The organism is Actinomadura gamaensis, assembly GCF_042652125.1.
Taxonomy (GTDB): Bacteria; Actinomycetota; Actinomycetes; order Streptosporangiales; family Streptosporangiaceae; genus Spirillospora; species Spirillospora gamaensis.
In genome coordinates this window covers 256,464-270,370 of sequence record NZ_JBHSIT010000010.1, presented here as the reverse complement: position 1 = coordinate 270,370, position 13,907 = coordinate 256,464, and the positions used below count along the sequence as shown (strand labels likewise).

13 protein-coding genes are annotated in these 13,907 nt (G+C 72.6%); 6 read left to right on the top strand and 7 right to left on the bottom strand.

What is annotated here, in order from left to right:
• Positions 1-10 precede the first annotated feature (10 nt).
• Genes ACFPCY_RS31465 through ACFPCY_RS31445 form a run of 5 tightly spaced genes read left to right on the top strand, consistent with a single transcriptional unit; the run spans position 11 to position 5,338 of the window.
• Positions 11-1,678: a glycerol-3-phosphate dehydrogenase/oxidase gene (locus ACFPCY_RS31465; protein ID WP_378261466.1), complete on the top strand. Its 1,668-nt coding sequence runs from the start codon at positions 11-13 to the stop codon at positions 1,676-1,678.
• Positions 1,675-3,231 carry an FAD-binding oxidoreductase gene (locus ACFPCY_RS31460; RefSeq protein WP_378261191.1) on the top strand — a complete coding sequence of 519 codons (1,557 nt, stop codon included), beginning with the start codon at positions 1,675-1,677 and terminating at the stop codon, positions 3,229-3,231. The genes ACFPCY_RS31465 and ACFPCY_RS31460 overlap by 4 nt, the downstream gene beginning before the upstream one ends.
• Positions 3,232-3,264: 33 nt before the next feature.
• On the top strand, positions 3,265-3,921 hold the full coding sequence (locus ACFPCY_RS31455; protein WP_378261189.1) for a glycerol-3-phosphate responsive antiterminator: 657 nt from the start codon (positions 3,265-3,267) through the stop codon (positions 3,919-3,921).
• A complete protein-coding gene (locus ACFPCY_RS31450; protein ID WP_378261187.1) occupies positions 3,918-4,217 on the top strand; it encodes a putative quinol monooxygenase in 300 nt (99 codons plus the stop codon). Before ACFPCY_RS31455 ends, ACFPCY_RS31450 begins: the two co-directional genes overlap by 4 nt.
• Complete coding sequence (locus ACFPCY_RS31445) at positions 4,214-5,338, top strand: zinc-binding dehydrogenase (RefSeq protein ID WP_378261185.1); 1,125 nt, start codon at positions 4,214-4,216, stop codon at positions 5,336-5,338. Before ACFPCY_RS31450 ends, ACFPCY_RS31445 begins: the two co-directional genes overlap by 4 nt.
• Positions 5,339-5,451: 113 nt before the next feature.
• On the opposite strand, the gene ACFPCY_RS31440 is transcribed toward ACFPCY_RS31445, so the two are convergent.
• Positions 5,452-5,997: a dihydrofolate reductase family protein gene (locus ACFPCY_RS31440; RefSeq protein WP_378261183.1), complete on the bottom strand. Its 546-nt coding sequence runs from the start codon at positions 5,995-5,997 to the stop codon at positions 5,452-5,454.
• Positions 5,998-6,148: 151 nt separating this feature from the next.
• Here ACFPCY_RS31440 and ACFPCY_RS31435 point away from each other — a divergent pair, with 151 nt between their 5' ends.
• Positions 6,149-6,694, top strand: coding sequence for a flavoprotein (locus ACFPCY_RS31435; protein ID WP_378261181.1), 546 nt, complete (start codon positions 6,149-6,151; stop codon positions 6,692-6,694).
• On the opposite strand, the gene ACFPCY_RS31430 is transcribed toward ACFPCY_RS31435, so the two are convergent.
• From ACFPCY_RS31430 to ACFPCY_RS31405, 6 genes are all read right to left on the bottom strand, one after another.
• The gene (locus ACFPCY_RS31430; RefSeq protein WP_378261179.1) at positions 6,691-7,719 is read right to left on the bottom strand and encodes an AraC family transcriptional regulator; all 1,029 of its coding nucleotides are present in this window, start codon (positions 7,717-7,719) and stop codon (positions 6,691-6,693) included. The genes ACFPCY_RS31435 and ACFPCY_RS31430 overlap by 4 nt on opposite strands.
• Positions 7,716-8,822, bottom strand: coding sequence for an LLM class flavin-dependent oxidoreductase (locus tag ACFPCY_RS31425; RefSeq protein WP_378261177.1), 1,107 nt, complete (start codon positions 8,820-8,822; stop codon positions 7,716-7,718). The genes ACFPCY_RS31430 and ACFPCY_RS31425 overlap by 4 nt, the downstream gene beginning before the upstream one ends.
• A gap of 130 nt (positions 8,823-8,952) precedes the next feature.
• Entirely contained in the window at positions 8,953-9,264 is a 312-nt protein-coding gene (locus tag ACFPCY_RS31420) for a hypothetical protein (protein WP_378261175.1), read from the bottom strand.
• On the bottom strand, positions 9,264-9,518 hold the full coding sequence (locus ACFPCY_RS31415) for a hypothetical protein (RefSeq protein ID WP_378261173.1): 255 nt from the start codon (positions 9,516-9,518) through the stop codon (positions 9,264-9,266). The genes ACFPCY_RS31420 and ACFPCY_RS31415 overlap by 1 nt, the downstream gene beginning before the upstream one ends.
• Before the next feature lie 562 nt (positions 9,519-10,080).
• Positions 10,081-12,069 (bottom strand): Xaa-Pro dipeptidyl-peptidase, encoded by a 1,989-nt coding sequence (locus tag ACFPCY_RS31410; protein WP_378261171.1) that lies wholly within the window; start codon positions 12,067-12,069, stop codon positions 10,081-10,083.
• A gap of 208 nt (positions 12,070-12,277) precedes the next feature.
• On the bottom strand, positions 12,278-13,906 hold the full coding sequence (locus ACFPCY_RS31405; RefSeq protein WP_378261169.1) for an MFS transporter: 1,629 nt from the start codon (positions 13,904-13,906) through the stop codon (positions 12,278-12,280).
• Position 13,907 lies beyond the last annotated feature (1 nt).

Sequence of the window (13,907 nt, the reverse complement as noted above, 5' to 3'; positions counted from 1 at the left end):
TGTGATCACCATGCCCGCCCGCAGGCCGAGCCGGAAGGCGGCGGCCACCCGCGCCCGCCCGCTGGCGCTGGACCGCGCGTCCGCGCTGCGCCGGCTGGCCGACGAACGCTTCGACCTGCTGGTCGTCGGCGGCGGCGTGACCGGCGCCTACACCGCGCTGGACGCGGTGTCGCGCGGGCTGCGGGTCGCGCTGGTCGAGAAGGACGACTTCGCGTCCGGCACCTCGTCCAAGTCGTCGAAGATGGTGCACGGCGGCCTGCGCTACATCGAGCAGGGCAACCTGGGGCTCGTCCGGCACTCGCTGCTGGAGCGGCAGCGGTTCCGGAAGAACGCGCCGCACCTGGTGCACCGGCTGCCGTTCCTGTTCCCGCTGCTCAAGCAGGACGGCGTGTTCGACCCGCGGCTGGCCAAGGCGTTCGAGGGCCTGCTGTGGACCTACGACCTGCTCGGCGGCTGGCGGATCGGGAGGCTGCACCAGCGGCTGACCGTGAACGAGGTGCTCGCGCACGCGCCGACGCTGCGCGCCGACCACCTGACCGGTGGCCTGATGTACTTCGACAGCCGCGCCGACGACGCCCGGCTGACGCTGACGATCGTCCGGACGGCCGCCGCGCTCGGCGCGACCGTGCTGAACGGCACGAAGGTCGAGCGGATCACGACCGACGCGTCCGGGCGGGTGACCGGCGCGCGCGTCGCCGCGGACGGCGAGGAGTTCGACATCCGCGCCTCGGCGGTCGTGAACGCGACCGGCGTGTGGAGCGACACCCTCGACGCGATGGCCGAGTCCGGGCACGCGCCGCAGGTCCGGCCCGCCAAGGGCGTCCACATCGTGGTGCCGTGGTCGAAGCTGCGCATCGACTGCACGGTGACCGTGCCGATCCCGGGCCGCGCGCGCCGCGCCACCTGCACCCGCTGGGGCGACTCCGTCGTCCTCGGCACGACCGACAACGACTACAAGGGCTCGGTCGAGGACGTCCTGTGCACCCGGGAGGAGATGGACTTCCTCCTGGACGGCGCGAACACCGCCTTCGACGTCCGGCTCACCCCGGACGACGTGGTCGGCAGCATCGGCGGCCTCCGCCCGCTGGTCGGCGGCAAGGAGGGCGCGACCCTCGACATGAGCCGCGACCACCGGATCACGGTCGGCGCGGGCGGCATGGTCACCGTCACCGGCGGCAAGCTCACCACCAGCCGCCACATGGGCGAGCTCGTCGTGGACCGGGTCATGGAGGTGCTCGGCCGCAAGGGCCGCAGCCGCACCGTGAACCTGCCGCTGCTCGGCGGCGCGGGCTACGACGCCGAGGCGGTCGCCGCGTCCGGCGGGATCGCCGCGCACCTCGGCGAGCGGTACGGCACCGAGGCGCGGTTCGTGCACGACCTGATCGCCGACGACGCCGCGCTCGCCGAGCCGGTCGTCCCCGGCATGCCCTACACGAAGGCCGAGGTCGTGTACGCGGCCCGCTGCGAGCTGGCCCGGTCGGTGGACGACGTCCTGTCCCGCCGCACCCGCGCCCGCCTGTTCGGCCGGGACGCCTCCGCCGAGGCCGCGCCGGTCGTCGGCGAGCTGCTCGGCGCCGAGCTCGGCCTCACCCCGCAGCAGATCGACGCGCAGGTGGCGGAGTACCGCGCCGCCGTCGCCCACGAGAAGTCCGTCCTCCTCGAAGGAGTCGCAGCATGATCAGCCGTCAGACCATCACCCACCCGTTCAACCGCGGCGACTACGTGGTGGGCGCGCCGAGCCCGTCCAGGTGGGCGCGGAACACCGAGGTCGGCGACGGCCCGGCGGCGCTCCAGGGCGAGGTCGTGACCGTCCCCGAGGACGTGCTGGCCGAGCTGCGCGGCGCGGCCGAGTGCGTGCACACCGCGCGGGACGAGGTCGTGCGCCGCACCCGCGACTGGTGGGCCGGATCCATGATCGGCGAGACCGAGGGCCGCCCCGCGACCCCGGACGCGGTGATCGTGGAGGCCGCCGACGCGGACCAGGTCGCGGCCGTCCTGCGGATCTGCCACGAGCACGGCATCCCGGTCACGCCGTCCGCCGGACGCAGCAACGTCACCGGCGCGGCCCTGCCCGTCTTCGGCGGCGTCGTGCTGGACCTGTGCGGCCTCAACCGGATCACCGGCTTCGACCGGGAGTCGATGATCGTCGAGGTCGAGGCCGGCATGTTCGGCGACCTGTTCGAGAAGCAGTTGCAGGAGGAGTTCGGGGCGACCACGGGGCACTGGCCGTCCGCGTTCGCGATCTCCACGGTCGGCGGCTGGATCGCCTGCCGGGGCGCGGGCCAGCTCTCCACCCGCTACGGCAAGATCGAGGACATGGTCGTCGGCGTGGACGTCGTGCACGCCGACGGCACCCGCGCCACCTACGGCGACTACCCGCGCGCCGCGACCGGCCCGGACCTGCGGCAGCTGTTCATCGGCTCCGAGGGCACGCTCGGCGTGATCGTGTCGGCGCGGCTGCGCGTCCACCCGCTGCCCGAGTACGCGAACGCGGTCGCCTACGGGTTCGCGACGTTCGCCGAAGGCCTGGACGCCTGCCGCAAGATCCTCCAGCGCGGCGCGACCCCGGCCGTCCTGCGGCTCTACGACAGGCTGGAGAGCGGCGTCCACTTCGGCCACCCGGACACGAACCTGCTGCTCATCGCGGACGAGGGCGACCCCGAGCTGATCGACGCCGGGCTCCGGATCAGCGCCGAGGTCTGCCGGGACACCGGCGGCGCCGAGCTGGACGGCAAGGCCGTGTTCGAGCGCTGGCTGGACGAGCGGATGCTGGTCGGCAAGTCCGCCGACGGCTTCACGCCCGGGCCGGGCTTCGTCGCCGACACGCTGGAGATGGCCGCGTCCTGGACGGCCCTCCCGGCCGTCTACGACGACGTGGTGGCCGCGATCCAGGGCGTTCCGGGCACGCTCGCCGCGTCCGCGCACCAGTCCCACGCCTACACCGACGGCGCGTGCGTGTACTTCTCGCTGCGCGGCGACGTGGACCCGGACAAGCGCCGCGACTGGTACCGCGCGGTCTGGGACGCCGCCAACGAGGTGCTGATCCGGCACGGCAGCGCGATCAGCCACCACCACGGCTGCGGGCTGCTCCGCGGCCCCTACCTGGCGGACGCCCTGGGCGCGGGTTTCGCGACGTTCACCGCGGTCAAGGCCGCCCTGGACCCGGCCGGGATCCTCAACCCTGGCAAGCTGGGACTTCCCAGCCGTTTCGGCACCTCACCGCTGAGCTGATGTGCTGACCGATATCCGCCACGGGGGCAGATCATGAACTCCAGCAGGCCGGCCGCCTCGTCCGTCGTCGCCCGGACGCTGCCCCGGCTCGCCGCGGCCCTGCACGAGGTGCCGGTGATCGCGTCCGTCGTCGGCACCCAGCGGGTGCGCGGCTTCCTGGACGCCCCCGCGCGCGTGTGCATCCTCGCGTCCGTCCCGGTCGGGCAGCTCGGCGGGGTGCTCGCCACGCTGCGCGGCGCGGACAAGACCGTCTTCGTCAACGTGGACAGCTGCCCCGGTCTCGCCCAGGACCGGGGCGCCCTGGAGTTCCTGCGCGACAACGGCGCGCAGGGCGCGGTCAGCACCCGCCTCTCGCTGGTCGAGAAGGGCCACTCGCTGGACCTGTTCACGATGATGAAGGTCTTCGTCACCGACCGGTCCAACCTGCGGCGCAGCCTCGACGCGGTCGCCCGCGGCAAGCCGGACCTGGTCGAGGTCATGCCCGCGCCGATCGCGGCGCGGCTCGACCCGGAGGCCAAGCGCCTGCTCAGCCCGTACGTCGCGGCCGGCTTCGTGGAGACCGAGCGCGACGCCGCCGCCGCGCTCGCGCTCGGCGCGGCGGCCGTGGCGACCTCCGATCCCCGCCTCTGGCAGCTGCGCCGCGACCGGCTCGCGGCCGCTGTCGCTCCTACCGAGAAAGCCTCCCCATGACCTTCGTCGTCGTCGCCCGCTACCGCACCGGCCCCGGAGAGCGGGACGCCCTGCTCCCGCTGCTGGACGAGATGGCCCGCGAGTCCCGGAAGGAACCCGGCAACCTCGCCTACCGCGTCCACACCGGCACCCAGGAACCGGACCTCATCGTCCTCTACGAGGAGTACGAGTCCGAGGACGCCTTCCAGGCCCACTGCGACTCCGAGCACTTCAAGCGCATCGTCCTGGACCAGGTCGCCCCGCGGCTCGAAAGCCGCGAGGTCCACCGCCTGGCCCCGCGCGAGGAGGGCCGATGAGGACGAAGGCCGCGGTCCTGCGGGAGGTTTCGCGTCCGCGCCCTTACTCCGGGAGCGCCCCGCTGGGGATCGAGGAGATCGAGGTCGGGGAGCCGCGCGGGGGAGAGGTGCTCGTGCGGATCGCGGCGGCCGGGCTCTGCCACTCCGACCTCTCGGTCGTGAACGGCGACCGCGTGCGTCCACTGCCGATGGCGCTCGGGCACGAGGCGGTCGGCGTGGTCGAGCGCGTCGGGCCGGGCGTGCGCGGGCTGACCGAGGGGCAGCACGTCTGCCTGGTGTTCGTGCCGAGCTGCGGACGCTGCAAGCGCTGCGACGAGGGGCGTCCGGCGCTGTGCGCGAGCGCGGCGGCGGCGAACGGCTCGGGCGGGCTGCTGCACGGGCCGTCCCTGCTGCGGGACGCGTCGGGCGGCCTCGTCCACCATCACCTGGGCGTCTCGGCGTTCGCGCAGCACGCCGTCGTCGCGGAGGAGTCGGCCGTGCCGATCCCGGACGACGTGCCGTTCGAGGTGGCGGCGCTGTTCGGCTGCGCCGTCCTCACCGGGGCGGGCGCGGTCGTGAACACCGCGGCCGTCCGGCCCGGCCAGTCCGCGGCGGTCTACGGCCTCGGCGGCGTGGGCCTCTCGGCCGTGCTCGGCGCGGTCGCGGCCGGCGCGTTCCCGATCATCGCCGTGGACCCGGTGCCCGCCAAGCGCGAGCTGGCGCTGAAGCTCGGCGCGCACCACGCCTACGCCCCGGACGAGGCGGAGGCCGCGGTCCGCGACCTCACCGGCGGCGGCGCGGACGTCGCGGTCGAGGCCGTCGGCAGCGCGCGGGTCATGGCGGACGCCCTGCGCGCCGTGGACCGGGGCGGCAGGGTCGTCTCGGTCGGCCTGCCCGCGCCCGACCGCACCCTGGACGCCGTCCAGGCGCTCGCGTTCGCGGGGGAGGGCAAGTCGCTGCTCGGCTCGTACATGGGCGACGCCGTCCCGCGCCGCGACATCCCGCGCTTCATCGACCTGTGGCGCGCGGGACGGATGCCGGTGGACCTCCTGCACAGCGGTTCGCTCCCGCTGGCCGACATCAACGGGGCCTTGGAGGCGCTGGCTGCGGGGGACGCCGTCCGGCAGATCGTCCTTCCGTGACCGGCGGGGCCGCCGCGCCGCCGCACTGCCCGGAGAAGCCGGGTGAGCGGTCACCCGGCGCGACGGTACGGACGGCACGCCGCGGGACGGTCGGCACGCCGCGGGACGGTCGGCTACCGGGCGGGGCGGTACCGCGCGCCGAGGACGCCGGAGCTGTAGGCGCCCGAGCCGGTCAGCTCCAGCGCCATCCCGCCGGGGACGCCGTCGAACAGCCGCGCCCCGTGCCCCCGGACGACCGGGAAGATCATCAGCGACAGCTCGTCCAGCACCCCGGCGGCCAGCAGCGACCGGACGAGCCGGGGGCTGCCGGGCACCTGGATGTTCCTCCCCGGACGCGCCTTCAGCTCCCGCACGGCCTCGACCACGTCCCCGCCGACCAGCTCGGACCCGCTCCACTCGACCGTGTCGAGCGTCGAGGACGCCACGTACTTCGGCGTGCGGTTGAGGAACGCCGCCATCGGGTTGCCGTCGCCCTGCGGCGGCCACAGCTCGGCGAACTCCAGGTAGGTGCGGCGGCCGAGCAGGACGGCGTCGGCCTCCGCGATCCCCTCGGCCATCACCGCGCCCATCTCGGGCACGAAGTAGGGGCCGGACCACTCCGACGGTGCGTCCGTCACGCCGTCCAGGGTCGTCATCAGTCCGGCAGTGACCTTGCGCATGGGAGTCTCCTCCGTCGGCGGACGCTGGACACGCCCTGGCAACGTACCCGCGCGCCGTCCGGAGGCCGGGGAGAACACGCCAGATGTCCGGAAGGGCCGCATCCGGGCCCCGGCCCGCGGGGCGCGGGGCGCGGCGGCGGAGAATGGGCGGGTGAGTGATCGACAGCGGGTCCTGTATCTGATGTGCTTCGGTTCGCCCGGCTCGCGGTACGCGCCCGAGGGGGTGCGGGCCGCGCAGGACGCGGGCTGGACGGTGTGCGTGATGACCAGCCCCAAGGGACGCGAGTTCGTGGACGTCGAGCGCGTCGAGGCCATGACCGGGTTCCCCGTCCGGTCGGAGTACAAGCAGCCGGACGAACCCGACGCCTTCCCGAGCGCCGACGCCTTCCTCGCGGCGCCCATCACCGTCACGTCCGTGAACAAGTGGGCCGCGGGCATCGGCGACACCGTCCCGCTCGGCTACCTGATCGAGGGCTACGGCCTGAACATCCCCACGGTGGCGATGCCCTACAGCAACCACGCGCACATGGCGCATCCGGTCTTCAACCGCTCCCTGCGAGCGCTCGAATCCTTCAACGTGACCGTCCTGCTGGGCGACGGCACGGAGGACGACCGGGGCCGCCCGAACCTCCTGCCGCCCGACCGCTTCCCCTGGCGGGCCGGCCTGGCCGCCCTCGAACACGCCATGCGTCCCTAGCGCTTCCGGAGCGTCTCGGACGGCGACTCCCCGAACCGTTCCTTGTAGTGGGTCGCGAAGCGGCTCTTGTGCAGGTAGCCGGCCGACGTCGCGACCGCCGCGACGACGCCGGGCTTGGGCTCGGCGGCGAGGAGCGCGGCGCGCGCGTGGTCGAGCCGGACGTCCCGCAGGAACTGGACCGGCGTGACGCCCCACTCGGCGCGGCAGACGGCCTGGAGCTGGCGGACCCCGATGCCCGCCGCGGCGGCGATGTCGGTCACGCCGATCGGCTCGCGGTGGTGCGCCCGCACCCAGTCCTCGATGAAGGCGGCGAGGTGGTGGCGGCGGCGTCCGCGCGGGGGCTGCGCCAGGGCGCCCGTCGCGCCGTGCGGCAGGCCGAGCAGGACGGCGTTGAGCAGCGACTCCTCCAGCGCGCGGGCCAGCAGCGGATGCGGCGGCCCGGCGGCGGCGATCTCGTCCAGGATGTGGCAGACGTGCCGCCACGTCCGCGCGACGAGCGGCGCCGGCATGACCGGCTCGCCGTCGTCCGGGTGGATCTCCAGGGCGGGCTGGTCGGGACGGCCGAGGAAGGCGGCCAGGTGCCGGGTGAGCCGGGCGGTGCTGGTGGCCATGACGAGGCAGCCCCGCCACGGGTGCGGGCTCATCCGCATGCCCTCGTCCCGGGACAGGACGAGGAGCCCGTCGGCGGTCTCCTTCCGGCCGGACCGGCGGTACTCCACGTCCATCGGGGCCTGCGGGGCGCACATCGCGAACTCGGCCTCGACGGGCGGGGTGTCGACGATCACCCCGCCGCCGCCGTAGCGGACCCACACGAGGTTGACCTCGCCGACGCCGACGGCGTTGACCATCCCGTCCAGGGGCGCTCCGGGCTCCCTGAGCTGGAGGTCGTGGCCGACGGCGTACGGCTCGACCCGGTCGTGCAGGACCTCGGCGCTGGAACTCACGACGCGCCGGTAGCGCGACAGCGGGGGACTGTACGGCTGGGGACCGGACGGCGAGGGAGGGGCGGCGGCGGTCGGGCTCATGTCGGGTCGCTCCCGGGGCTGGACGCGGCGGCGGACGGACGGACGCCGAGGTCGGCCAGGCGCGGCAGCACCTCGGCGGCGAAGTAGCCGAGCTCGTCGGCGTAGTCGAGGAAGGACAGGGCGATCCCGTCGAATCCGGCGGCGGCGAACTCCGCGAGGGCCGCGGCGACGTCGTCCGGGTCGCCCACCAGCGGGCAGCTGCCGTGGCCCGCGGCGAACCGGCTGCGGTAGGTGGCGAGCATCTCGGGCGTGAAGGACCGGGCGTGCAGCCCCTGAAGGCGCATCACCTCGTCCACGGCGGGCCAGTCGGCGTTCTCGTCGGCGTAGTAGGCCAGCCGGTCCTCGGCCTCCGCGCGCGTGGGACGGCACACCACGTGCCCGAGGGTGAAGACGCCCACGGACCGTCCGAGGGAGGCGGCGTCGGCCTTGATGGCCTTGACGACGTCCGCGCCGTCCTCCGGTCCGCCGACGACGGTGAACGCGTGGTCGGCGTTGCGCGCGGCGAACGACCGTCCCTGCGGGGACGACCCGGCGTTCATCGTGAGGACCCGCCGTCCGTCGTGCGGCTTGGGCGCGCCGACCACGCCGCGGAGCCGGAAGAAGCGGCCGTCGTGGTCGAACGGCTCCTCGCTCGTCCAGATGCGCTGGACGATCTCCCACCATTCCTGCGCGTAGGCGTACCGCGTGTCGTGGTCGGCGGGGAGGGTGAGGCCGAACATCTCGTATTCGGGGGCGTGCCAGCCGGCGACGATGTTCAGCCCGGCGCGTCCCTTTCCGAGCTGGTCGAGCGTGGCCAGCTGCTTGGCCGCGACGACCGGGTGGTGGAAAGCGGTGTGGACCGTGCTGAAAACCCGGATTCGCTTCGTGCCGGCGAGCAACCCTGAAGCCCACACCAGCGGGTCCAGGACGCTGCGGTGAAAAGCCGTTTCCGATCCCCAGTCGGTCCAGCGCGCGACGGGAAGGAGGAAATCGAGTCCCGCCCGGTCGGCGAGGGTCGCGAGACGCAGATTGTTGTCCCAGGTCGCGTGCCACCGTTCGGGAACGGTGGTGATGGCAAGCCCGGACTCGGTGTTGGGAGAGAACAGCCCCAGCTGGAATCGCATGACGTCCCGCCTTCCTCCACTCATGGAGCCTCCAGTATCGGAAGCGGACACGGGTGGGGAAGGCGGGACGCACTGGCCGGAAGGTGTCAGCGCCGGCGCGTTTGAAATCCGGCGGTGCGGACCGTCCGATTCATCCGGGCACGGAAAAGGTGCCCAGCGCGAGTTCGTCGATTCGCGCGTCAGGGCCGTCGCCGCCGGAGGGATGCGCCTCCGCTGTGGCGTACACGGTGACATGGGCGGGTTCGCGCCTCCGTTCGTGTGCCCTGCTCGTCAACCGCTGGATGGTGTCGACGAGATGGGTTCCGCAACTTCCCGAGGTCCAGGAGTCCGCGCCGTCGAGGCCCGGCTCCGTGCTGACCTGGACCCGGAACCGCGACGGGTGGCCGCACCCGCGTTCCGGGCAGGTCCGGTCCTCGGCGGGCCGGAACGCGCCGCCGGACATCAGCGGGCCCCCTTCCGCGTGCGGGCCCTTCTCGCGCGGACGGGCGCCTTCGCCTGGTCGAGGCCGCCGCGCCACGGCAGCACGCGGATCAGGATCTCCAGGATCCGCAGGTTGCGCTCGACATCGCCGCGGACGTGGGTCCGCCACGCGATCAGTCCGATCAGGAAGATCAGTCCCAGGTAGACGATGACGGGGCCGGCGGCGGTCCAGACCAGGATCGTCGTCGTCGGGGCGCCGGCGCGGGCGTCGGGCATCCCGAAAAGCGTTTCGGATCCGGCGGAGAAGGGGTGGGCCGTGACCATGAGGACGTGACTAGTACACTCGCGCACGAACGTGCCTCCGTGACGTACTCGTAAAAGACTCCAGTCGCGGCGGTGCGTGGAGGGTCGGCACTCCTCGACGGCGCCTGTTGCAGCAGGGGCCGGAGTGCCGGCCCTTCGACGTCGGGGCCGCGGAGGCCGCTCTCGTTGGGAGCGACGGAGTTGATAATGCCGTACGAGGCCCGCCAGATCAATCTGGAAAGCGAAGTCGGTCCGCGCGTTACGGATATGACATGCCCGCCCGGTTTATGCAATATGTGTAACTAGTTCTATTTGTCGTGCGTGGCGGGATTACCGGCTGGTCAGAACCCGCGGCGGGCACTAGTCCCATCGGGCCAGTGAATTGCCGGGATGTAGCTAGATCTAGCCTCCTGTGTCCGGTTTGCTCGGTGTCCGGTTTGCTCGGTGTTCGGTTCGCCTGCGTCCCGTCCACGCGAGGAGGCCCCGGCGTTGTCCGCCGGGGCCTCGCACGCAGAAGGGTCAGTCGGTCAGCCGATCAGAAGAACTTCTTCTCCTGGTGGGGGAGGTTCGCCTTCGGGCCGCGCCAGGGGGCCGTCGGGGCGGGGGCGAGCTGCGAGGTCACGCCGTTCGGGGCCAGGACGACCGGGACGGTGATGGAGCTGCCCGCGAGGTCCACGGTCACGTTCGCGCCCGTGGGCGTCTCGGTCGTGTTGTCGACGTCGGTGCCCGCGATGACCAGGCCGAGGCGGTGGCCCGGCTTGAGGACGTACTCCTGGCTGAGCGTCTTCCAGCCGATGGAGTAGTACTTCCCGGACGTCAGCGGCGTCGGGTGGCTCAGCGACGTGCGGTTCCAGGCGTCCATCCAGCCGCGCGCGACCACGTTCAGCGGGGTGGTGGCCGTGGTGGTCCGCGTGTCGAGGTAGCAGGCGCTGTCGTCGGCGGTGCTCTCGCCGAAGCAGCTCCGGGTGGTGAGCGTCTTGATGCCCGAGCCGGCGCCGAGGTAGTCGACGCGCGTGTCGGTGCCGTAGTCGACCAGCAGGACGGTCAGGTCGGACGTCGGCTTGTCCGTCTTGACGCGGAGGCGCGCCTGCGGCGTGCCCGAGATGCGGACGGCCTTGGGCACCGGACCCGACACGTACGCCAGGCGGTACGGCTTGGCGGTCGTCGGGTCGGACGCCAGGTCGGACTCGGTGTACCCGCCGTTGTCCGGGCCGGGCAGGTCGGTGAAGGTGCCGGTGCCGCCGGGCTTGGCCGGCTTCAGGCCGAGCGAGCCGTCCTTGCCGGGACGCAGCGGGACGGTCCGCGCGCCGGGCGCGGGCCAGTCGGCCTGCGTGATCCACTGGTCCGGGCCGACCTCGACGTCCGCGCGCGGCTGCTTGAGCACGTCGTTCGGGATCTTCTGCAGCTCGTGGTCGAACCACTTGTGCAGCGTGTTCACCCAGTCCTGGCGGCGGATGTCGAACGGGTCGACGTGGCCGCGCTGGTGGAGCCAGACCTTGCGGGCGACGCCCTGCTTCTTCAGCCCCTGCCACCACTCGGCGAACTGGTTGTCCTTCACGTTGAAGTCGTTCACGCCGTGGATCGCGAACACGCTGGCGTGGACGTTCCGGACGTCCGCGAACGAGCCGTGCCGGTAGTTCGTCGTGTTCCAGTACGCGTTGTAGTTGCCGGTCTCGTCGTCCTGCGCCTTCGCCAGGTAGTCGCGGACGGCCGCGCACTTGGCGGGCGGGTCGGTGTCGACGGTCTGGGCCAGGCCGTCCTGCTCGCCGGTCCAGTACTTGGTGCCGTTCATCCGGCTGTAGTCGTACCAGCTGCTGATCGCCGAGATCGGGACGATCGTGTCGAGGCCCTTCACGCCGGTCGCCGCCACGCCGTTGGCGAGCGTCCCGTCGTAGGACTTGCCGATCATGCCGGTGTGGCCCGTCGTCCAGGACGCCTTGACGGGCTTGCCGTCGGCCGTGAACGCCTTCGCCCGGCCGTTCAGCCAGTCGACGACGGCCTTGCCGCCGAGGACGTCGGTCGGGCCGCCGCTGGTCGGGCAGCCGTCCGAGCGGGTCGTCCCGACCATGTCCACGGCGAGGAACGCGTACCCGCGCGGCACGAAGTAGTTGTCGTAGAAGAGCGGGAAGGAGATCGGGTTCCCGTTCGCGTCGTACTTCTTCTTCTGACCCTCGTTGCCGCGCCCGAGGTTGTCGTAGTAGGGGCTCTCGTCCATGATGACCGGCACCTTGAGCCCGTGGTCGGACTCGCGCGGCCGGACGATGTCCACGTTCACCCGGTCGGGCCTGCCGTCGTGGTCGGAGTCGAGACCCGTCTGCACGTACACGTGCTCGCGGATCGCGTCCTTGTACGAGAACACCGGCTGCGTCACGCCGTTCCTCACCACGATCCGCGGCGTGGTCGTGCGCGTCGCCGCGTCCGCCGCGTTCGCGGCGGGCAGCGCGCCCGCCGCGACGACGGCTGCGCCGGTCAGCGCCGCGATCGTCGCGCTCCGGCGCGTCCTTGCGAGGGGCCGCCTGGCCAATCCGCACCTCCGTGATCAACGGTGATCTCTTCGGTGCCACACGTTCCTCGCGGTGGACGCGCCGGTAAACGTCGCGGTCCGACGACTTCCGGCGGGTTTTGGGCACTAGTTGCCCTTGCGTGCCGCCGAATCGGCGCCCTCGCCTCAGGGCCGGCCGCTCGGCGCCGGCGGGCCGGCGGGCCGGCGCCGCCGGGCCGGTGCCGTCCGGTCAGTGGTGCCCGTGGCGGCGGCCCGGTCTGCCGAGCCGGCCGGCGTGCACCGGACGGGGCGGGCGGCGTGGATACTCAGGGGGCCGGCCGTCGATGTGCCGGGCTGCGGGAGGGTGGGCGGAGTGCGCGGCCAGACCGGGTGACTCGGAGACCGCTTTTCCCGCCCGGCCCGCCGAGGACAGCGGGGTCGTGACGTCCTCCAGCGACCTGCCCTCGGCGTCCACGCCCAGCGTCAGCTCGATGAACGCGCCGGTGCACATGATCAGCGCGGCGAGGAGGTAGCCGACGAACAGCCGCCCCCGGCTGGTGCCGTCCCCGATCAGCGCGCCGTACAGGACCGGGCCGAGCGCGCCGACGCTCTGCGCGATCGCGAAGAACACCGCGATCGCCTGCGCCCGCACCTCCACCGGGAACAGCTCGCTCACCGTCAGGTAGGCCGAGCTCGCGCCCGCCGAGGCGAAGAAGAAGATGACGCACCACATGATCGTCTGCGTGGTCGCGTTCAGCACGCCGATGTAGAACAGCCACGCCGAGGCCGCCAGCAGCAGCCCGGACAGCAGGTACGTGCCCGAGATCATCTTCCTGCGGCCGACCGTGTCGAACAGCGGGCCGAGCACCAGCGGGCCGGTCAGGTTCCCGATCGCGAACGCGATCAGGTACCACGGCGCGGCGGACGCGGCGACCCCGTAGATCTTGGTGAGCACCAGCGTGTAGGTGAAGAAGATCGCGTTGTACAGGAAGGACTGCGTGATCATCAGGCTCGCGCCGAGCACCGACCGCGACGGGTACTGCGAGAACAGCACCTTCAGCAGCGCCAGGTAGCCGTGGTGCGTGGTCGGGTGGATCTCGATCGCGCGGTCGGCGGGCACGTTCGCCAGCTTCCGTCCCGATTGCCGGACCTCGCCCTCGATGTAGGCGATGGACGCCTCGGCCTCCCGCTCCCGCCCGTGCATCACCTGCCACCGCGGGCTCTCCGGCAGGTGCCGCCGGACGAACAGGATCACGATCGCGAGCACGGGGCCGAGCAGGAACCCGAGCCGCCAGCCGACGTCGGTCGGCAGCGCGTTGAGGAACAGCAGCGTGCCGAGCGTGCCGAGGATCGCTCCGCCCCAGTAGGTGCCGCTGATCCCGATGTCCACCCGGCCCCGGTACCGGGCCGGGATCAGCTCGTCGATGGCCGAGTGCATCGCGGAGTACTCGCCCCCGATGCCCATGCCCGCGACGAACCGCGTGGCGTACATGTAGGCCAGCCAGCCGATGTTCGAGCCGAGCGTCAGCGCGGTCAGGCCGCTGCCCGTCAGGTAGACCGCCAGCGTCACCATGAACAGCTTCCGGCGGCCCATCCGGTCGGCGAGGCTGCCGAAGAACAGCGCCCCGACCACCTCGCCGACCAGGTAGACCGTGGCGAGCGCGCCCACCTGGGTGGACGACATGCCGAGCGCGGCGGACTCGCTGAGCGTGCCCGCCACCGCGCTGGCGACCGTGATCTCCAGCCCCTCCAGCACCCAGGCGGTGCCGAGCGCGATCACCATCCGGGTGTGGAAGGGCGACCACGGCAGCCGGTCGATCCGCGCCGGGATCAGGCTGCGGATCGTGCGCGGCCGCTCCGAGTATGTCGGCGTCCCCATG

Coding starts and splice junctions, on each gene's coding strand:
- ACFPCY_RS31460 (WP_378261191.1), top strand. CDS start 1,675: ATGATCAGCCGTCAGACCATCACCCACCCGTTCAACCGCGGCGACTAC.
- ACFPCY_RS31425 (WP_378261177.1), bottom strand. CDS start 8,822: ATGCGATTCCAGCTGGGGCTGTTCTCTCCCAACACCGAGTCCGGGCTT.
- ACFPCY_RS31455 (WP_378261189.1), top strand. CDS start 3,265: ATGAACTCCAGCAGGCCGGCCGCCTCGTCCGTCGTCGCCCGGACGCTG.
- ACFPCY_RS31430 (WP_378261179.1), bottom strand. CDS start 7,719: ATGAGCCCGACCGCCGCCGCCCCTCCCTCGCCGTCCGGTCCCCAGCCG.
- ACFPCY_RS31405 (WP_378261169.1), bottom strand. CDS start 13,906: ATGGGGACGCCGACATACTCGGAGCGGCCGCGCACGATCCGCAGCCTG.
- ACFPCY_RS31445 (WP_378261185.1), top strand. CDS start 4,214: ATGAGGACGAAGGCCGCGGTCCTGCGGGAGGTTTCGCGTCCGCGCCCT.
- ACFPCY_RS31420 (WP_378261175.1), bottom strand. CDS start 9,264: ATGTCCGGCGGCGCGTTCCGGCCCGCCGAGGACCGGACCTGCCCGGAA.
- ACFPCY_RS31450 (WP_378261187.1), top strand. CDS start 3,918: ATGACCTTCGTCGTCGTCGCCCGCTACCGCACCGGCCCCGGAGAGCGG.
- ACFPCY_RS31465 (WP_378261466.1), top strand. CDS start 11: ATGCCCGCCCGCAGGCCGAGCCGGAAGGCGGCGGCCACCCGCGCCCGC.
- ACFPCY_RS31415 (WP_378261173.1), bottom strand. CDS start 9,518: ATGCCCGACGCCCGCGCCGGCGCCCCGACGACGACGATCCTGGTCTGG.
- ACFPCY_RS31440 (WP_378261183.1), bottom strand. CDS start 5,997: ATGCGCAAGGTCACTGCCGGACTGATGACGACCCTGGACGGCGTGACG.